The 19,282-nt window shown below is 42.1% G+C and carries 16 protein-coding genes; 4 read left to right on the forward strand and 12 right to left on the reverse strand.

Annotated elements, in window-relative coordinates; genetic code table 11:
- Nucleotides 1-42: 42 nt before the first annotated feature.
- From PESP_RS18345 to PESP_RS18375, 7 genes are all read right to left on the reverse strand, one after another.
- Nucleotides 43-1,329, reverse strand: coding sequence for an allantoate amidohydrolase (locus tag PESP_RS18345; RefSeq protein ID WP_089349464.1), 1,287 nt, complete (start codon nt 1,327-1,329; stop codon nt 43-45).
- A 14-nt stretch (nt 1,330-1,343) separates the two neighbouring features.
- Complete coding sequence (locus tag PESP_RS18350) at nt 1,344-2,573, reverse strand: pyridoxal-phosphate-dependent aminotransferase family protein (RefSeq protein ID WP_089349465.1); 1,230 nt, start codon at nt 2,571-2,573, stop codon at nt 1,344-1,346.
- Nucleotides 2,574-2,576: 3 nt separating this feature from the next.
- Entirely contained in the window at nt 2,577-3,401 is an 825-nt protein-coding gene (locus tag PESP_RS18355; RefSeq protein WP_089349466.1) for a sulfite exporter TauE/SafE family protein, read from the reverse strand.
- On the reverse strand, nt 3,398-4,972 hold the full coding sequence (locus PESP_RS18360; protein ID WP_089349467.1) for a gamma-glutamyltransferase family protein: 1,575 nt from the start codon (nt 4,970-4,972) through the stop codon (nt 3,398-3,400). The genes PESP_RS18355 and PESP_RS18360 overlap by 4 nt, the downstream gene beginning before the upstream one ends.
- Nucleotides 4,969-6,177: an amidase family protein gene (locus PESP_RS18365; RefSeq protein WP_089349468.1), complete on the reverse strand. Its 1,209-nt coding sequence runs from the start codon at nt 6,175-6,177 to the stop codon at nt 4,969-4,971. The genes PESP_RS18360 and PESP_RS18365 overlap by 4 nt, the downstream gene beginning before the upstream one ends.
- Nucleotides 6,178-6,513: 336 nt before the next feature.
- Entirely contained in the window at nt 6,514-6,996 is a 483-nt protein-coding gene (locus tag PESP_RS18370; RefSeq protein ID WP_089349469.1) for a putative 4-hydroxy-4-methyl-2-oxoglutarate aldolase, read from the reverse strand.
- Between the two features lie 3 nt (nt 6,997-6,999).
- On the reverse strand, nt 7,000-7,653 hold the full coding sequence (locus PESP_RS18375) for a TetR/AcrR family transcriptional regulator (protein WP_089349833.1): 654 nt from the start codon (nt 7,651-7,653) through the stop codon (nt 7,000-7,002).
- Nucleotides 7,654-7,818: 165 nt separating this feature from the next.
- Between PESP_RS18375 and yddG the strand changes: the two genes are divergently transcribed.
- Complete coding sequence (gene yddG / locus PESP_RS18380) at nt 7,819-8,739, forward strand: aromatic amino acid DMT transporter YddG (RefSeq protein WP_089349470.1); 921 nt, start codon at nt 7,819-7,821, stop codon at nt 8,737-8,739.
- On the opposite strand, the gene PESP_RS18385 is transcribed toward yddG, so the two are convergent.
- The 3 genes from PESP_RS18385 to PESP_RS18395 all read right to left on the reverse strand — a co-directional run bounded on the left by PESP_RS18385 (nt 8,740) and on the right by PESP_RS18395 (nt 11,655).
- Nucleotides 8,740-9,606: an alpha/beta hydrolase family protein gene (locus PESP_RS18385; protein WP_089349471.1), complete on the reverse strand. Its 867-nt coding sequence runs from the start codon at nt 9,604-9,606 to the stop codon at nt 8,740-8,742.
- A 208-nt stretch (nt 9,607-9,814) separates the two neighbouring features.
- Complete coding sequence (locus PESP_RS18390) at nt 9,815-11,362, reverse strand: PepSY-associated TM helix domain-containing protein (protein WP_089349472.1); 1,548 nt, start codon at nt 11,360-11,362, stop codon at nt 9,815-9,817.
- Nucleotides 11,359-11,655 (reverse strand): hypothetical protein, encoded by a 297-nt coding sequence (locus PESP_RS18395; RefSeq protein ID WP_024032798.1) that lies wholly within the window; start codon nt 11,653-11,655, stop codon nt 11,359-11,361. The genes PESP_RS18390 and PESP_RS18395 overlap by 4 nt, the downstream gene beginning before the upstream one ends.
- Before the next feature lie 384 nt (nt 11,656-12,039).
- Here PESP_RS18395 and PESP_RS18405 point away from each other — a divergent pair, with 384 nt between their 5' ends.
- Nucleotides 12,040-14,091, forward strand: coding sequence for a TonB-dependent receptor (locus PESP_RS18405; protein WP_089349474.1), 2,052 nt, complete (start codon nt 12,040-12,042; stop codon nt 14,089-14,091).
- Between the two features lie 121 nt (nt 14,092-14,212).
- On the opposite strand, the gene PESP_RS18410 is transcribed toward PESP_RS18405, so the two are convergent.
- Nucleotides 14,213-14,704 (reverse strand): ankyrin repeat domain-containing protein, encoded by a 492-nt coding sequence (locus tag PESP_RS18410; RefSeq protein WP_058549973.1) that lies wholly within the window; start codon nt 14,702-14,704, stop codon nt 14,213-14,215.
- 67 nt (nt 14,705-14,771) lie between these two features.
- A complete protein-coding gene (locus PESP_RS18415; protein WP_089349475.1) occupies nt 14,772-16,310 on the reverse strand; it encodes a catalase in 1,539 nt (512 codons plus the stop codon).
- A 370-nt stretch (nt 16,311-16,680) separates the two neighbouring features.
- Between PESP_RS18415 and PESP_RS18420 the strand changes: the two genes are divergently transcribed.
- On the forward strand, nt 16,681-17,352 hold the full coding sequence (locus PESP_RS18420; protein WP_089349476.1) for an HAD family hydrolase: 672 nt from the start codon (nt 16,681-16,683) through the stop codon (nt 17,350-17,352).
- A gap of 181 nt (nt 17,353-17,533) precedes the next feature.
- Nucleotides 17,534-19,255: a purine-cytosine permease family protein gene (locus PESP_RS18425; protein WP_089349477.1), complete on the forward strand. Its 1,722-nt coding sequence runs from the start codon at nt 17,534-17,536 to the stop codon at nt 19,253-19,255.
- The last annotated feature ends 27 nt before the right edge of the window (nt 19,256-19,282 follow it).

The following is a 19,282-nucleotide window of genomic DNA, read 5'->3' on the forward strand; positions in this document are numbered from 1 at the left end:
CCCTTATGCTAAGTGCTTTGCCATGCATTGCACTTACTTTAACTACTTCTCAAGCTCTTTAATGTAAAGCACAAGTGCACTGTACATTACGCTAAGGGCTTTAGTTACATCATCATCAATAACAGCTTCGGCTGGGTGATGGCTTATGCCGCCAGGGCTGCGTATAAAGAGCATTCCAACAGGGCAAACAGGGGCTATGGCCATGGCGTCGTGCCCAGCGCCTGATGCAAGTGAAGGTGAGGCTTGGTTATTGAGTTTGCATGCACTAGTAAATAAATGCTGAATTTGAGTATCGCACGCAACGGCATTGGCCGCGTGTGTCCATTGCCAATCAAGCGTTAAATTACGCGATGTTGCAATTTGATCTGCTCGTGTGTGTATTGCATTAAGTAATATGGCTAGGTCGTCATCGTTTTGAGCGCGTGCATCAAGGCTAATGGTGGTTTTACCGGCAATAACGTTTGTAGCGCCTGGGCGTGCTTGAATTTGCCCAACGGTGGCAACTTCGCCATTACTCGCACTTTTTGCTAGCTGCTCTATGGCAAGCGTCAGTTCGGCGCAACCTGCTAACGAATCCTGACGTAAATTCATAGGCGTAGTACCAGCGTGGCCGCTCTGACCTGTTAGGGTGATCATAGCGCGCTTTGCCCCTGCAATGGCAGTGACTATGCCTAACGCCTGATTTACCGACTCAAGCACGGGGCCTTGCTCTATGTGGGTTTCCCAGTAACCGAGTAACTCATTTTTGTTTAGTGCTGCTTTTGCATAGTTTGCGGGGTTTAGGCCAAAGTCGAGCATGGCTTGGCGCATAGTAATGCCGTTTGTATCTTCTATATTTAACCACTGCGGGTCAAACTCGTTTGCCAGTGCTTTTGAGCCAATTAATGTGGTGGCAAAGCGGGTGCCTTCTTCATCACAAAAACCCACAACATCTAAATGAAACGGTAAATCAAGCTTAAGTGTATGCGCAAGGGCGGCTATTTCAATACCGAGTAACACACCTAAAATGCCATCAAATGCACCTGCATTGGGTACGGTGTCGAGGTGTGAGCCAATAATTAAGCGTTTAGCGTTTGGGTTTGACGATTTTAGCCGACCCCATAGATTGCCTACTTCGTCTTGCCACGATTGCATACCCGCCTCAGCCATCCACGCGGCAGTAACGCTATTACACTCTTTGTGCTCTTTTGATAAATACACGCGGTGAATGCCGCCTTGCATTTGCGATAGGCCACTGAGTGTTTTACAGCGCGCTAAGGCGCGCGCAGCATAGGTGTTAGCTAGCTCATTATTTAATAATGGCGTTAGAGAGGGGCTTGCAATCGTCATGCTAAATCCTTTTTTTATTTATAATGGGCAAGGGCGGCAATAGCGGCTTCGCCTTTAGGGCCTTTGTAACCGTTGGCATGTAGGCAGGCATCTAAACTTGCCAGTGTTTGCAGTACGGCATCTTTACGAGCGTTGTAACCCATGGTGCCAATACGCCAAATTTTGCCATGCAGTGGCCCAAACGAGGTGCCAATTTCAATACCAAAGTCGGTTAGCATTTGTCCGCGTACGTGATCGGCGTTAATGCCCTCGGGGATATACACACCCACTACGTTGTTCATTTTATGGTTTAAATCGCCAAATACGTTTAAGCCCAGCGCTTGGATACCCGTTAGCATGGCATCGCCATGTAATTTATGGCGGGCAACGCAGTTATCTACGCCTTCTTCAATAACAATACGAGCACATTCTGATGCGCAGTACAGCATGCTGGTGGCTTCGGTATGGTGATTAAGGCGCTCTTCGCCCCAGTAATTCATGATCATGCCTAAATCAAAGTAGTTAGAGCGTACAAATGGCTCGGTGCCGTCGGTATGCTCTGCGGTACGAATACCCGCTTCTACTTTTTTACGTTTTTGGATCCAATCGGCGCATTTGTCGCTCAGTGTTAATGGTGCAGAGCCAGAAGGACCACCTAAACATTTTTGCAAACCAACCGAAAGCGCATCGAGTCTCCACTCATCGGCAGGTAAATCGTTACCTACAATTGAGGCGGTGGCATCGCAGTAAAATAATACATCGTGCTTTTGGCAAATATCGCCAATGTGTTCAAGCGGTTGGTTCATGGTTGTTGAAGTATCGCCTTGTACCATAGCAAGTACATGGGGTTTTACATCAACAATGGCTTTTTCTATTTGCTCGGGGGTAAATACTTCGCCCCACGGTACTTCTATGGTGTGCACTTTTGCGCCTACACGCTCGGCTATTTCAGCAAGCAAGTGGCCAAAGCGCCCCATAATTGGCACAAGTACTTTATCGCCTGGGCGTAAAATAGAGCATAAAACGGCTTCTATTCCTGCGCGTGATGTACCGTCAACTAACATGGTCCATTCGTTTTGGGTTTTAAATATTTCGCGGTAGCGGGCCATGGTTTCGTTCATAAAACCGGTCATTACTGGGTCGTATTGGCCAATTAGCTGCGCCGACATAGCACGTAGTACGCGTGGATCTGCGTTAATTGGCCCAGGCCCCATTAGTAAACGCTGCGGCGGGTTTAAAGTTTGAATTTGCGTGTTGCTAAACATGTTTTAGGCTCCCAGAGTCTGAATAAGCATGCGAATACCCGTTATCATTAAGACAACGGCAAAAGCGCGTTTTAATTGTTTTTGATCCAGCTTGCTACCAATTTTTACGCCAATAGGCGCAAACAAAATAGTCAGCGGAATAATAAGGAAAAAGGCAGGGAGGTTAACTAACCCCCACGTACCTAGGGGAGCATCGGTTGGCGTTGTGCCAATACTTAATAAGGTAATTACGCCCGGTAGCGCAATCAATAAGCCAAATACGGCTGCAGTGCCTACGGCAACATGAGCACGTACGTTAAATGCGTTAAGCATGGGCACACCAATTGTACCGCCGCCTATGCCGATCATGACCGATAAGCCACCGACAATACTTGCCATAATGCCTTGGCCAAATTTACCCGGTAACTTACTTACAAGGGCAGGGGCGCCGGCTCTAAATAACATGTTAAGGCTAACTAAAATAGCAATACAAGCAAACATAAGTACCAGTGCATTACCGCGTATTGAGTGCGCTAAGTAGCTGCCTACAACGGCCATTACTAAAATAAACGGCGCCCAGTATTTAATTAAAGCAAGGTCAATGTTGCCCTTTGCATGGTGCGAGCGAATAGACGAAATAGAAGTAGGCACTATGGTGGCAAGCGATGTGGCGGTTGCTATCATCATGGCCGACTCAGGGCTTACGCCAAAACCTTGCAATAAAAAGTACAGCACAGGCACAATTACTATGCCGCCGCCTACACCAAATAGGCCTGCTAAAATACCCGCAAAAATGCCGGTTGCTATTAAGGCCACAATAATGGGCCATTGGTTTATTATTTCTGTCATTGTGTTCCTGCTGTAGTTACTGTTGCACGACCATCTGAACGAGGATCGGTTGCTGCTTCAAGGCTGGTAGGTGTATCTAAAATTGCACCCGCGTGGCCCATCATTTCATTGTTATTATCAACGCTTACCCAGTCGTGGTCACGTTGATTTAATTCATGTTTAATTTGTGAGGCTAGGGTTTGCTCTACTTTTAAATTAGTGCTGGTGTCGCCCCATGTACGGCCAAGTAACCAGCGCGGGTCGCTCACCGCTTGGTTAATCGATTTATTACGCCATGCGTAACCTGTAAATACTGCGGCTTGAGTTTGAGGTTGCCCCTCACCGCCCATGGTGCCGTAGGCAAGGCGCCTGCCATCGTCAAATTTTGCTAAAGCAGGATTAAGTGTATGAGCTGGTTTTTTATGTGCTTTAAGTACGTTGGTTTCATCAGTGTTTAAACTAAAGCTTAAACCGCGGTTATTCCACACAAAGCCACCTTCGCTCATGAGTATTCCGCTGCCAAATTCCCAGTAAACACTTTGAATAAAGCTCACGAGTTGGCCGTTTTTATCGCGTGCTGCCATCCAAACAGTGTCGCCTGGCTGGGCACTAAATGGCCATTGCTTGGCTTGGGCCATATCAATATTGTTTGCAAGCTCGCTTAAGCGCTCATCTGTTAGTGCGTTTTTGTAATCGTCGCTGAGAGCTTCTGGGTCGGCCCAAAGTGTAGGGCGGTGAGTAAAGCTTTGTTTGGTTGCCTCTACAATTAAGTGGGTCCAGTCGGCTTCGGTGTTAGCTTTGTGTTTTAGTTTATTAACCGCACCAATTATCTGTAGTGAATGCACCCCTTGTGTAGGAGCTGGTAAGTTATAGCAACTAATACCCGATAAATTAGCACTAAGTGGTGTTACTACATCTGCTTTTGTATTTGCAATGTCGGCTGGGGTAATAATACTGCCGGCTTTGGCTAAATCGCTGGCAAACGAGTCGGCAAGTTCACCTTCATAAAAAGCGTTTAAGCCGTGCTTTGCCAAATGCTCAAAGGTATTGGCAAGTTTTGGGTTTTTAAAGTGTTGCCCTGCTTGTAAAGGTTTACCGTTGGGGATGTATAGCGCTTTAAAGGCATCGTTAGTGTTGGTAACACTTGCCAGTTTTTCGCAGCCCGCTTGCAGGCTTTTTGTAACAGTAAAGCCTTCGCGGGCAAGCTTAATAGCAGGCGCTAAAATAGTACTTAGTGGCAGGGCTGCGTGCTCATCTACCTCAATTGCTTTTTGCCAGCCACGAAGCGTAGCCGCTTGAGTCAATGCGCTTAAACCGCCTCGCTCTGGTATGTGTTGCTCATTACTGTAGGCACTTATGTCGCTTGGTGCGCGCCCGCATGCATCAATTGCGGTGGGTGTGCTTTGGTTTGGGTTATCAATAAGCCAAAAACTGTCGCCGCCAATCGAGTTCATATGTGGGTAAACCACGCTAATAGCAGCTGCTGCCGCTACCATTGCTTCTGTGGCTGTACCGCCTTGTTTTAGTATGAAGGTGCCTGCCTCGGTCGCTGAAAAGTGCGGGGCAGTAAATGCAATGTTGTGTGTGCTCATGCAAGTGTGTCCTGTTTAAAGTGTGCAGCTAATTGTTGTACGCAGGCAAGTAGGCTTTTATCGTTGCCGTGGCTCATCATTAATGAAAACCCATATGGGTGGCCATTTTCTAAATTAGCCAATGGTAAGTGAACTTGCGCCGAGCGGCTCAAGCCCGCAATGGCAGATAAGGTTATAATTTGCATACGTAAAGCGCTTGTGTCGGCGCCTAATTTAGGTGCGGTTGTGGGTGTGGTTGGCAAAAATAAACAACTGTTTGTGTTTAGGTTTTTAGCTATTAGTGTTTGCCACTGGGTTTGTACGTGTAGTGCTTCTTGCTCTTCTTGGGCGGTTAGTGCCAATGCCATTTTAAAACGTGCCGCAATTGCCGGAGCAAACTGGGGAAGTTGCCCTGGCAATTGAAGCCAATCTTTATGCATTTTAGCTATTGCGCGCCCTTGCAGTATTCTAAAGCTATCAGCGAGTTCGCTTAATAAGTTGCTATTAGGCAGTTCAAGTTCTTTATGATGCTTAAAATAAGGTTTGGCTTTTTTTAGTAGTTGTTTAATAGGTGCTTGTAAAGCAGGGCTTACTAGCTCAAATAACGGCTCACAAATAACTAAGGTATCAACGTTATTAATAGTTTGGTTTGGTAACAGTACATTGCCTACATCGCTTAGTAATTCTGCACTTTGGGTAAGCCAGCCAATGGTATCAAAAGGGGGTGCTAGCGGAATTAGGCCGTCTTTTTCAATCACGTTATGGCTGGGTCTGATACCAAATAAGCCGCAGTAACTTGCGGGTATTCTAATAGAGCCGCCAGTATCGGTACCTAAGCCAATATCGGCTAAGTTAGCAGCAACGGCGGCAGCCGAACCCATACTCGAGCCGCCACTTGCATGACCGCTAAGTTTTGGGTTTTGTGCCGCCCCATAGTGAATGTTATTTCCCTCTAAGCTGTAAGCAAGCTCATCGGTGTGGGTAAAGCCTGTAAAGCTACAACCCTCTTTCATTAACTTATTTACCGCACTTGCTGTTTGCTGGGCAGGTTTTGATGCTTTAAACCAGCTAGGGTTACCTGCGCTGTTGCGCTCGCCTTTAACAGCAAATACATCTTTTACTGCAAGGCGCTTATTGTTAAGTGCGCCGTGGGTGTGTGTTTGCCATGTTTTAGGACCATGATCACAAAAAATACCGGCAAAATTATTATGTGTTTTGGTACTCATATCACCACTCGTTATAAAGTAAATCTGACCAACTGGTTATAGTCAGATTTAGGGTGATTAAAAAGACGAATTAATTATTATTATTTTTCAGCCCACTGCGTAACATCTTATTTTTATTTTACAGAGCCTGATCCGCTTTTTAATCGGTTAGCTTATTATATTGCCTAAAAGCTAAGCAAAAGCAATGCCAAACACAATAAAGTTGTCCGCTCGGTCAGGTTTTTGTGGGTTTGTATGGTGTTTATAAAAATTTAAGCAACTAAGAGGGCGTAATTTAGAGGTGAAAACACACCAAGTTGGTGCGTGTTTGCACCATCTTGGTTGTAAGTCGGGGGTTTACAATAGTGCGTTTGGGCTAATTATTAAGCCGTTTACATCGGCGTATAACCAATCATTTGGCTTAATTGTGGTGCTAAGCATAGTTACGGTTTGGTTTTTATCACCAAATCCACGTTTTAAAGTACTACGCGGAGTTGAGCCAAGCGCCATTACGGGTAAATCCATAGTGGCAAGTATTTCTATATCGCGGCAACAGCCGTTAATAACAACGCCTTCCCAGCCATTTTTTAATGCGCGCTCTGCCATTATATCGCCTATAAAAGCAAAGCGTTTACTGGCAAAGCCATCAATAACTAATATTTTGCCCTTGCCGTTTTCATGCAGTATGTCGGCGGCAAATGAATTGTCTTCTGGGCAGGTTACTGTAACTGCTTGGCCACTAAAGGTGGTTTTTTTACCAAAGTGGCGCAGGCCGCTGTCGGCTACTTGTACGCTCTGGCGGTGATCGTCAAATAAATCGGGGGTTGTAAAGTTATCCATGGGTTAAGCCTCACTTTGCTCGGGTATTTTTAAGCCAATACCTTTTAAAATAATGTGGGCAATTGACTGCGTAATGTGTGCCACATCGGTTTTATCGTATTCTAATTTGTTCATAACTAGCAGTACTTCCGCTTGAAAGTCGGCGTAGTATTGTGTGGTTGACCAAATGGTAAATAATAAATGGTAAGGGTCAACGTTATCCATTTTATCGGCGTCAATCCATGCTTGAAAAACATCAACCTTTTGCTTTACCCAAGGGCGTGTATTCGTTCTAAAATAGTTTTGAAGGTACGGTGCACCACGCAGTATTTCGCTGGCAAATAAACGCGATTGCAAAGGCTGATTAACGGCAAGTATTACTTTGCTTTTAATGTAGTTATAAAGCACATATGCGGGGTCGTCCTCAGGGGTGACGTTATCTAGCCCTAAGTTCCAATGCGCTATTATGCGGTCTATTACGGCTTCGTATAGGCCATCTTTACTTTTAAAGTAATATAAAATATTGGCTTTAGGCACGCTTGCCTCTTTGGCAACCATACTCATGCTAGCGCCATCGTAACCAAGCTGAGAAAACAATTGCTCTGCGGCATCGAGTATTAACTTTTGGTTTTTCTCTCGGGTGAGTTCTTTTTTATTTGGCTTTGTTTGTGTGGTCATTATGGCGTTGCTGAGTTTAAGGTGTTGATTGATTGTAACTTTACTGACCGAAAGGTCAATTACTAAAATTTGCTTTATTTTATATAAAAGTATTAGTAACAATTGTTTAAGTAATTAATTACTGGTAGCGTACCCCTAAATACAGGTAGTACTTTTAGGTAGTTAATGGACTTTTTTTCTAATCATAAATATACACTTTATGGCATCGCCGCTATTTTACTATGGAGTTGTTTAGTTGCTTTGCTGCGCGATGTGTCTGAGTTATTTGGCCCCATTGGTGGTGCTGCGCTTATGTATAGCGTAAGTGCACTTTTTTTAATTATAGTAATGGGGCCGCCAAAGTTAGGTGGGTTTAATAAACGCTATATTATTTGGGGCACTGCTTTATTTGCCCTTTATGAGGTGTGTTTAGCACTGTTTGTAGGGCTGGCTAATAATCGCCACCAAGCGGTAGAAATGGCCGTTATAAATTACTTATGGCCCACGCTTACTATTTTACTCAGTATTATAGTTAACCGTAGTAAAGTAAGTTTTTGGATTTACCCTGGCATGTTGCTCGCCTTTTTTGGTGTAGCGTGGTGTGTTGGCGGTGATAGTGGTTTATCTATTAGTAGTATTACCAACAACTTTGCAAGTAACCCTACGGCCTACTTGTTGGCTTTTGTAGCGCCATTTATTTGGTCTGTATACTGTGTCATTACTCAAAAAAGCAGTAATGGTAAAAACGCCATAGTGCTGTTTTTTATAGCCACAGCGTTAAGTTTGTGGGTGCTATATGGTTTAAGTGATGAACCCGCTATGGTGTTTTCGTTACATGCAACAATTACGCTTGTTTTAGCAGGTATAGTGGTAGGCAGTGGTTATGCACTTTGGAACCAAGCAATTATTGGCGGTAACTTAATGCTGCTTGGTACGCTTTCGTATTTTACGCCGGTTTTTTCGGCTATTATCTCGGCGCTTTATTTATCAATTACCCTTAGTGCCTCATTTTGGCAAGGGGTAATAATGGTAACTGGCGGCTCACTCGTTTGTTATTTTGTAACGCGTGAGAAGCCAATTAAAAAGCAAATAAACCCAGTTAATTAATTAACTGTGTTTATTTAACCACTCGAGTGCGTGTGACCATAAACCATCTGACTTTTTACTAAAAAACTTCATATGGCCAATTTCTTTTAAGCCATAGTCTTTAGGGTTTAAGGTTAACTTACTCGCTTTTAATTTTGGGAATACCGAGAGCATATCGGCGACATTCGCGTTATTTGCAATGTCGTCGTCGGTGGCATTAACCCACATTGACGGCATAGCTAAGGTGTTGTAACAGTGTTGAAATACGGTATCGCCAAATGCCGATTGCACATAACCTTGCGCGTTACACCATTTTTGCCACTGCTTAGCAACGCCTTTAGGTAGGGGCTCGCCCATCCCAAACCATTGAGATTTAGTATGGCCAAATAGTGCGTTACTGAGGGGAATAACCCCATTCATAAAAAAGTGCGCTTTAACCTGATACGCCAAGCGCATATTGGTTAATTTCCCCGACGAACAAGCAAAGTTAAACGCTGAGCTTAACTGATCTGCATTATGCATAAGCCCGACTAATTGCCCGCCGGCGCTGTGGCCAACTAAATGATATGAAGTATCAGGAAAGGTTTTTTGCAAATACTCAAGTACGGCTGGCATGTCTTGCTCGCCCCAAGTTTGTAATGTGGCCTTACTTTTTTTAATACTGCGGTTAAGCGATTGGCCAATGCCTAGGTTATCAAAGGTAATTACGCCAAAGCCATGTTGCTGTAAGTAAGTGGCAAAATTTGCATAAAACTGTTGTTTTATACCGGTTGCAGGGGCAATCATCACCGCTCCTTTAATAGGGCTGGTGGGTGTAAAAAGGTGTGCGCTTAGAGTTTGCCTGTCGTTACAGGTTATAGTGACGTGCTTTGAAGCGTTTGTGTTCATTACTTATTGTTGCTTTTTTAAATGCTCAATTCAAAAATGGTAGCTGGTTAGACCAGCTTAAGCAAGAATAGAATAACAGCTTAAACCAAAGCTTAATTACCAGGGGGCGATATACCAGTTTGTAAAGTGTTTAGCGCTGACGTTTTGAAAAGGGGCAAAGCAGTAAAGGGGGGTTTAATTTGTTAGCTTAAACCCCGTTGTAAAACTACTATTGTGTACTTGTATTATGGGCAGATTTTGCTTTTACTTTTTTGGCGCTAAAGTAAAATATAAGTGCAAATACTACCGCACTAAAATCAACAGTAATACTTTGATAATATTTAAAATAGTGCTCTGTAGATATGGCTTGTAATAGGGTCGAGCCCGCCATACATAAGCACAAACCTGCCAGGCTAACTAATCCCCAATAACTTGCGTGCTGAGTCCCTTTTTTAAAGGTGTAGGCAACAAAAGCAAAAAATACTATGTAGTAGCTATATAAATAGCTGTAATTTGCATTAGTTGTAAATTGGTTTACCCACTTACCGACTAATAAAGTGGCAACCACTGCAATTATTGACCCTAAGCACACACCAATTGTTAAATTAGCCATAAAAAGAGTACTGCGTTTATTGGCATCTTTTTTAGCACGTTTGTCTAACCACAATAAATTACCTGAATAAAACAAAAACGCACCAAATAGTCCCATTACAAAGTAACCCCATCGGCCCCATTCACCTCCATACGTACCAAAGTGTAACGAAAAGATGCTTGCAACCATGTTACCCCAGTGGCTTTCTTCACCTTGAGGGTAACTTGAGTTAAGGATTTCTAATGTATACGGCTGTAAAAATAAGTAGTCTGTATCTGGGCCTCTAACGACGGCGCTTTCATTACTCATTTTAACAATTGCTGTAGGGCTGTTGGTATTTAGTCGACTCAAAGCAATGTGAATTGGCTCATAGCCTGGGGCATAGTTTTTTGCAGCTAAAAGCTGTTTTTCTATACTGGGTAAGTTTTCAATTTGGTAACTGTGCGCTGCTGGAGGAGGGCGCTGAAAAAACGATTTATCGTCGTAAAATGGCGACAACCCATCATAAATTAAATCGTGAAAAGCAAACACAACAACAGTAAAGGCAATAATTAAATGAAAAGGTAAGCTGGCGATACCCACTAAATTATGGCTATCGAGCCAAAAGCGGCTTGGGCCTTTTTCTTTTCTGATTGCAAAGAATGTTTTTACAAGTGTTGGCAATAAAATAATTACCCCAGACACCAACGCTAAAAAGTATAAAACCGACGCAATGCCCAGTATGTATACACCTGATTGGTCATGCCCAATTTCGCCAGCAAAACCAGCGGTACGATGCAGATAGTCAATTAAATCTGCGAGCTTACTTTCGCTTTTTTGCTCAATAACTAGCTCATTTTTACTATTTAAATGTAAAAACTGTAATTGGTTATCAAGGGCCATTCCTCGTTCTTTACCTTGGCTGTACCAAGATAGCGGCGCTTGATCAGTTAATAAATCTATAGAAAAGCCATTACTCATTTGCTGAGGGTATTGCACAATAGCTTTATCTACTAAGGCTTGATAGTTGCTAGTTTTTGGCTCAGTTACAGGTGCGCTTACAGGCGTTGCCCAATCAGCTAGCTCATACTTAAACATAGTTAAGCTACCCGCGTAAAAGCCGATAAACAGTACTAAGCCTGCAATGATCCCAGTCCAAGTATGAACACCTTGGTAGGTACGTAAAATATCTGCTCTTACTTTCATAGCCCATGCCCCAACATTAAAAATAAACTATAAAGCGTTATATTTAGCCCACCGAGAGTTAGCCATGCTTGCTTTGCAGATTTAAATAAATACGTGAAGCTAAAAATAGTTAGCCATATTAGTGGGATCATCCACATATTGAATTGTACTTTGTCGCGTGCATCTATTCCTCCGGGGCCATACCAAGCAAAAAATGCGACTAGAACAAATGCAAGGGCTAAGCCTAAAAGGCCTCCTGCTAGGCTTTTTCCTAGCCAAGTTGGTTTAATTTTTTGCCTTTGTACTGCGCTCATTAGTTAATATCCTTACTTTTAAATAAGCTCGTAAATGGGACGATCATCAAAGCCAGCATAACTATTAACAGAATAAAAAATGCGGCCGCAGCAGAGGTAAAAATATAAAAAGCTAAAGCGATTGCCGCTATAAAAAGAAGGGTTGCAAGTTTACGCCAGTGCTTAGATATAGGCTTTTTTAATAACCTTTGATGGCGGTTAGTGCAATAGAGCAAAGTTGTAGCAATGAGCAGGATTAAAATAACAGTAAGTTGAAGCATGGTTGCAGTTAGTTATTAATGTTTATGCTAGTGTAAATGATAATTAAACTCAATTGCAATGGTGTTGTGGTTGTGTTATTTTTTTTCCCCCAGCAATATCAACTATTTATAAAAGGAAATAACCGTGGTTGCTTCATTTAAACGCAATAAACTGTCTTTATTTATTGCGAGTTCTTTATTATTTACTCAAAGCCAAGCGTTTGCCGATGACCAAACAAGTCGCGAGTCAATGGATACTATTGTGGTCACAGGTGAAAAAATTGAAAAATCACTCAAAGATACAATTACATCGGTAGCGGTAGTAGATAAATCGTTATTAGAAAATGGGCAACTATCTTCTGTTTCTGACGCTTTAGCCGAAATGGCTAATGTGGTTGTACTAACTGGTGCTGTGCCTGATATGCGTGGGGTATCGGGTAATGGCGGCGCCACCGGTTTTAATTCGTTTAGTGGTGGGTCAAAGGCCCGTGTTTCAACATTGGTTGATGGTGTAAGCCAGCCGTTTGTCGCTGATTTAACCGGCGACACAGGTCTATGGGATATAGACCAAATTGCGGTATACCGCGGGCCACAGTCTACTAGTAATGGCCGTAATAGTATTGGTGGTGCTGTTTATATGACAACCAAAGCACCCACACAAGATTTTGAAGGTGCCGTGCGTGTAGGGTACAAAAACCAAGACAACTACTTCGATACTGCGGCAGTTATTTCAGGTGGATTAATTGATGACGTACTGGCATTTCGCTTATCTACCCAATATGTTAACGGCGAAACATTTAGTAACCCAACGCACTACGAAACTAACCCAACAGATAAAAACCTTAACGAGCTCAATACCAGTAGTACGCGCGCAAAGTTATTGTATACCCCAACTTCAGACTTATCGGTGCAGTTAACATATTCAACGTACAGCGAAGAGGGTAATACCGGCCGTAAATATTTTGAAGGTGATGAACCAACGGATTATATTCCACTATTTCAGCGCGATATGGATACGCAGTCAGATACAACGCAGGTAGATATTAGCTACAAAATTAACGATAATTTCTCGTTCGATATTTTACTTGCCTATATGGATTACGAATGGGGCTACGAAGCATATGAAGCACTTGCCAGTGCTGAGTCTGACGTGTCGATGGATGAAAAAAATATCACCATTGATAGCAAGCTAAACTTTGGCTTAAACAGTGATTTTTACTCAGGCTTTGTGGGTATTGCTTATTTTGACCGTGATCAAGATTTTAAAAGCGTAGGCGCAACAGAATATTTTGGTGACGACAGCAGTGACTCAAAAGCAATTTATTCAGAAACAAGCTTTAAGTTAAGCAAAGCGTTTACGCTTACCGCAGGGCTTAGAGTAGAGCGTGAAGAGCAGCTTCGTAATTTTGATATGGCTTTTGGTGGCAGTAGATTAGTTGAGCAATTAGATGACTCTAACACTATAAAATTACCTACATTAGCAATTCAATACAAAATTACAGATGAAACAACGTTATCGGCCAGTGCTCGTAGAGGCTATAACTCGGGTGGCGGCGCGTTAGATTTTACCGCACAAGAGTATTACTACTACGACCAAGAATCAGTAAATACCTACGAGCTGGGTTCGCGCAGTGTGCTTAATAATGGTGATATTAATATTAGCGCGAACATTTTCTATAATAACTTTGACGGGTATCAAGCGTTAAGCTCAGATAGAAAAATCACTAATATTGATGATGCACATAGCTATGGTTTAGAGCTTGAAGCGTACAGTATGTTAGGTGAGCAATGGCAACTACATGCAGGGCTTGGGTTACTTAAAACTAAAATAGATGAATCAGCCACGTACAGCGATGCCGTTGGCAACGAGCTTAACTCTGCACCAGAGCTTACAGCGAGCTTAGGGTTATCGCATTGGTTTACTGATAGCTTAAAGGTTAATGTAAGTGCTAATTATGTGGATGAATATTATGGTGATTTAACTAATACACAAGAGCGTATTGCCGGTGGCTACACAATTACACGTGCCACAATTAGTTACGATAGTGAGCATTGGTTAATGAGTGCTTATATTAACAACGCGTTAGATGAAGAAGCCTATACATCGGTAGAACCTGCTAGCGGGCGTTACCCAACAGGCTATGTGGCTGTTGTTAACCCTCAAACGCTTGGTGCGTCTGTAACGTATCGCTTTTAATATTTAAAAAGGGGAGTGAGACAGTTATTGGATAAAACGTGTCTCACTTTTATATAAATCACTGTGATTATTGATGTGTTCTCTCCTCAATTACTGAGTGTGAGTGGTAAATAATACCGTATTAATTTTGCTTATTTACCTGTGCGAGTAAGTCGAGCACTTTTTGTTGACCAAAAGTTTGTGCAAATTGCTCAGCGGTTTGGCCTGCTTTGTTTTGATGTGCGTTATCGCAATCAAGACTAACGAGTGTTTTAGCTATGCTAAATTCGCCTCTAAATATTGCGGCCATTAGCGCTGTGTTACCGCGGTTGTCTTCAAGGCACGCATTAGCACCTAATTGCAGTAAGGTATTTACCGTGCTTTTATTGCCATGGTAGGTGGCAATCATGAGGGCGGTGTAACCTTTGTTGTTGTAGCTATTAATAGGAATGCCTGCATCAACAAACTGCGTTATAACGGCTGTGTCGTCGGTGCGCGCGGCAGCAAAGTAATAAGCAAGTAGGCTTTCGTACTGTGTTTGGGCGGTTGTAGGCTCATTTACAGTGCTTTGTTGTTCATTACCAAAGCTTGAAAAGCTCATCACTAAAGTAAATATTATAAGTAATTTACGCATAGGGTTTACCTTTTTAAAAAAGAGGAAAGCTAGGCTTTCCTCAATAACTTACAGGTTGGGTAATCTATTAAAGCTTAGCGGCTAGTTGCTTAACTTGTTTCATGTCGCCATTTACGGCTTTAGTTAAACGTGTACCGTATTCGCTGTCTGCTTTGTAGAAGTGGCTAAGCATTTTGTGCATAACTTTGCTGTCTTTTACTTTACCTAAATCGCCAGCTAAGTTGTTAACTAAGTTAGTACGCTCTTGCTTGCTAAAGCTACGGTAAAGTACACCAGCTTGAGCAAAGTTTTGCTGCTTTTTAATCGCTGCTTGTTGTACGTAACCTTTAAGCTCTGTGTTACTTCTACGTGCAATTGGATTTTCTGCAACATTTTCGTGACTAGGTTGGTAGTTCACGTTGCTTGTTGTATTTCCGTAGTTCATTGCGCCGTCTTGGTTGTAGTTAACCACTTCAACTTTTGCACGGTTAATTGGCAATTGCTGGTGGTTAGCACCTAAACGGTACATTTGTGTATCAGCGTATGAAAAAACACGCCCTTGCAATAGTCTGTCTTCTGAAGGCTCAATACCTGGAATAATATTCGCCGGTGCCATTGCAACTTGTTCTGTAGATTGGAAGAAGTTAGTTGGCATACGGTTTAAGGTCATTGTTCCTACTTTAGTTTCTTTGACGTCTAACCACATTTTTGTTGCATCTAATGGGTTGTAGTCAAAGTCATCTAACTGCGATGGATCAAGTGTTTTAATGTATAGGTCCCACTTAGGGAAGTTGCCTTTACCAATTTCGCTGTAAAGGTCACGTGTTAAGTGTTGGAAGTCTTTACCTTGCACTTCGTTTACTTCTTTAGCGTCAAGGTTGTCTATACCTTGTTGGCTCACCCAATGGAACTTAACGTATTTAACATCGCCTGATTTATTAATCATTTTGTATGCGTGTACGCCCCAGCCATCCATTTTACGTAGGCTTGCTGGTGTACCGTAGTCACTGTAAACCCACGTTAGCATGTGAGTAGAGCCCGGCTCGTAAGAGAAAAAGTCAAAAAAGCGGTTAGGATCTTGAATGTTATCTACCGGAGATGGTTTTAACGAGTGAACCATATCTGGGAATTTAATCGCATCTCGAATAAAGAACACAGGTAAGTTGTTACCTACTAAATCCCAGTTACCTTCGTCTGTGTAAAATTTTGTAGCAAAACCACGTGGGTCACGAAGCGTTTCTGGACTACCTTTAGAGTGAATTACAGAAGAAAAACGTACAAATACGTCAGTTTCTTTGCCTGCTTCTGCAAATGGCGCTGCAATTGTTAAATCGTCTAATTCTTTAGATGCAACAAATACACCGTGTGCACCAGTACCACGCGCATGCACTACACGTTCAGGAATACGTTCACGGGCAAAGCGTTGAAGCTTTTGAATTAGTTGTACATCTTCAAGTAATACACTGCCGCGCTCGCCAGCGGTCATTGAGTTTTGGTTATCGCCAACAGCTGCGCCGTTGTCTTTAGTAAGTGTAGTGGCAGCACTTGCAGGTAATGCCATTGCCAGTGCTAACGCGCTTAGCGTTAGTGTAGATTTATTATTAATAGTGTTTTTTTGAGTATTCATTGTCGACCTCGTCTTAATAAAGTGCCGGCAGTGTTGCTGGCTGTTTAACTGTTAACGAGTGTATTAATAAAAATTAATTCGGTAAAATTGATTGTTTAGATTGTTGTCATCACAAAATTAGATGGTGCATGAGTAACCATAATCGATTTACTTAATGGTTATTGAAATGTTCGACCTTAGTCGTAATTGCATTTTTGAAATCAATGAAAACACAGACTATTTCATAATTAATGAATAAATATTCACCACCTTGGTGCGTTTTTCACTAACAAGATGTTGACTTATTATAACAATAAAGAGAATATGCTCACTTGCTGGGCTTATGCTCAAGTTAAGGTTGCACCAAACTAGGTGCATAAAAAGGGGCAATATGAATACTAAAATTGAATTAGTTATTTTTGATTGTGATGGTGTTGTTATAGATAGCGAAATATTAAGCGCGCAAGTGTTAATAAATATGCTTGCAGATATTGGCGTTAATATTGACCGTGCTTATGTACAACAACATTTTTTGGGCTGTAATTTTAAAACAGTGACCCAAAACTTATTTAATACCTTTAACGTGACCCTAGCTGAGAGCTTTGAAGCCGATTACCGAGAAGCACTATTAAACGAGTTCGAAACTGCATTAATGCCAACCAATAGCATTAAAGAGGTTTTACAAGGTTTAGCTGTACCGTGCTGTATTGCTACAAGTAGTAGCCCTAAGCGCACAGCTAAAGCATTAAGCGTGGTTAACCTTGGGCAATACTTTAATAAGGTATTTACCTCAAGTGAGGTAAAAAACGGTAAGCCAGCGCCCGATTTATTTTTACATGCCGCTAAGCAAATGGGCGTTAAGCCACAAAACTGTTTAGTGATTGAAGACTCTAAAGCCGGCGTATGCGCTGCACTTGCCGCAAATATGCAAGTGCTGCATTACAGTGGCGGCGGACATATGCAAGATGCAGTGAACTTTGTTCACCAAGCATACCCAGATGTTGCACATTTAACGCACTGGGATGAATTTTACAATCAGTACTCGGCATTACAAACACAGTAATAGAATTAACGCGGTAGGCTCTTAAACACTGACGGAGCGTGTCGCTAAAATGCATTATTTATTAAGAAGTTATAGTAGTAGCATTATAAAAGGCACAACATTTAGCTAATTATTAATTTAAATAAGAAACGCTTATTTAAATTGGTATTCAGTGCTGTGCTTACAACAATAGGAAAATACCATGGCATCAAGTCCACACACACAAACATTTAAAGATGTTAACGAAGAGCAACTTCCTGTTGCTAATCATAAGCTTCACGGTTGGAAGCACTTTGCTGGTTTATACGCTGGTGAACACGTTGCTGCAACCGAGTTTGTTATTGGTGCAACCTTTGTTGCATTAGGCGCATCAACCATCGACATTCTATTAGGTTTATTAATTGGTAACCTATTAGCTATGTGTTCTTGGTGGTTAATTACCTCGCCAATTGCGGTAGAAACACGTTTAAGTTTATACAACTACCTAAACAAAATTGCTGGTAACTCAATGACCAAGCTCTATAACTGGGCAAACGTGGTCATATTTAGTGTTATATCCGCCGCCATGATCACCGTATCGGCTACAGCCGTCAGGTTTTTATTTGATATACCCGCCCAGCTTGATTGGTACCCTAACAGCCTAGCATTTGTAGCCATTGTTTTATCGGTTGGCTCAATTGTTGTGTTTGTAGCTATGTATGGCTTTTCTACGGTTGCTGATTTTTCTAAAATTTGTGCGCCGTGGTTGTTTGTTATTTTTATAGCAGGCTCGTTTGCGTTATTCCCAGAGCTTTCTAACCATGTATTAGGAGTCACCTCGCTAACAGGGTTTGATGACTTTATGGCGATAGGGGATTCATCAATCTGGACTGGTACAAATGCTGATGGCGAAAAAGGCATTGGCTTATTAGAAGTGATTGGTTTTGCATGGGCTGCAAACTCTATTACCCACTTTGGCTTAATTGACATGGCAATCTTTAGATTTGCTAAACGTAAAAGCTACGGTTTGTTTTCAGGCGTAGGTATGTTTTTTGGTCATTACATTGCATGGATCTCTGCTGGTATTATGGGCGCAGGTGTTGCGGTATTACTTAAAACAACTATTTCATCACTTGATCCGGGTGATGTTGCTTACCACGCATTAGGCTGGACGGGTTTTGTCATTGTAATTATTGCTGGCTGGACGACAGCTAACGCTAACCTTTACCGTGCAGGCCTTGCAGCACAGTCTATTTTTGTTGATAAATCGCGTGAACGTACAACCGCTATTGTAGGTGTTGTAACCGTTATAATTGCGTGTTTCCCGTTTGTATTTTCGCAAATGTTACCACTGCTTACTTACGCAGGATTATTAGTAGTGCCTGTGGGCGGTATTGTATTTGCTGAGCATGTTTTATTTCCTAAAATTGGTTTAACCCGTTACTGGGCTAAATACAAAAACATTACCCGTAGCGTGCCGGCTATTGCCTCTTGGGCGCTAGCACTTGTGTTTGGCTTTGGCTTAAATGCAATTGATGTAATGTCGTTTTATTACTTATTCATCCCTACTTGGTTCTTCACTATTGTTGTTTACACGCTGCTTGCTAAAAAATATGGCGCGGGTGAAGACTACACCAAGGAAATTGCTGCAGAAGAGCAAGAGCAGCAAGACATTAAAGAATACCAAGCAGAGCTTGCTAAAAATGTTCAAGCGCCAGTGGTTGATAACTCAATGCTTACAAAAGTATTGAATGGCGTGTCTACTGTTTCGTTACTTATTATTTTTGGCTTTGCCAGCCAAGTAATGTTTTTTAGTGACAGCATGAGCATTTACGCAGGTAACAAATCTCAGTTTGAAATTGCATGTTTTATTTGCACCATTATTTATTTTGCAACCGCTTACTGGTCGCTATTGCGCCATAAAGCACTGAATACTGCATCTTAATTTAAATTTTTATATTGTTTAGTAAGG

Source organism: Pseudoalteromonas espejiana DSM 9414 (assembly GCF_002221525.1).
Lineage (GTDB): Bacteria > Pseudomonadota > Gammaproteobacteria > Enterobacterales > Alteromonadaceae > Pseudoalteromonas > Pseudoalteromonas espejiana.

Coding starts and splice junctions, on each gene's coding strand:
- PESP_RS18410 (WP_058549973.1), bottom strand. CDS start 14,704: ATGCGTAAATTACTTATAATATTTACTTTAGTGATGAGCTTTTCAAGC.
- PESP_RS18355 (WP_089349466.1), bottom strand. CDS start 3,401: ATGACAGAAATAATAAACCAATGGCCCATTATTGTGGCCTTAATAGCA.
- PESP_RS18390 (WP_089349472.1), bottom strand. CDS start 11,362: ATGAAAGTAAGAGCAGATATTTTACGTACCTACCAAGGTGTTCATACT.
- PESP_RS18360 (WP_089349467.1), bottom strand. CDS start 4,972: ATGAGCACACACAACATTGCATTTACTGCCCCGCACTTTTCAGCGACC.
- PESP_RS18375 (WP_089349833.1), bottom strand. CDS start 7,653: ATGACCACACAAACAAAGCCAAATAAAAAAGAACTCACCCGAGAGAAA.
- PESP_RS18415 (WP_089349475.1), bottom strand. CDS start 16,310: ATGAATACTCAAAAAAACACTATTAATAATAAATCTACACTAACGCTA.
- PESP_RS18420 (WP_089349476.1), top strand. CDS start 16,681: ATGAATACTAAAATTGAATTAGTTATTTTTGATTGTGATGGTGTTGTT.
- yddG (WP_089349470.1), top strand. CDS start 7,819: ATGGACTTTTTTTCTAATCATAAATATACACTTTATGGCATCGCCGCT.
- PESP_RS18345 (WP_089349464.1), bottom strand. CDS start 1,329: ATGACGATTGCAAGCCCCTCTCTAACGCCATTATTAAATAATGAGCTA.
- PESP_RS18365 (WP_089349468.1), bottom strand. CDS start 6,177: ATGAGTACCAAAACACATAATAATTTTGCCGGTATTTTTTGTGATCAT.
- PESP_RS18385 (WP_089349471.1), bottom strand. CDS start 9,606: ATGAACACAAACGCTTCAAAGCACGTCACTATAACCTGTAACGACAGG.
- PESP_RS18370 (WP_089349469.1), bottom strand. CDS start 6,996: ATGGATAACTTTACAACCCCCGATTTATTTGACGATCACCGCCAGAGC.
- PESP_RS18395 (WP_024032798.1), bottom strand. CDS start 11,655: ATGAGCGCAGTACAAAGGCAAAAAATTAAACCAACTTGGCTAGGAAAA.
- PESP_RS18425 (WP_089349477.1), top strand. CDS start 17,534: ATGGCATCAAGTCCACACACACAAACATTTAAAGATGTTAACGAAGAG.
- PESP_RS18350 (WP_089349465.1), bottom strand. CDS start 2,573: ATGTTTAGCAACACGCAAATTCAAACTTTAAACCCGCCGCAGCGTTTA.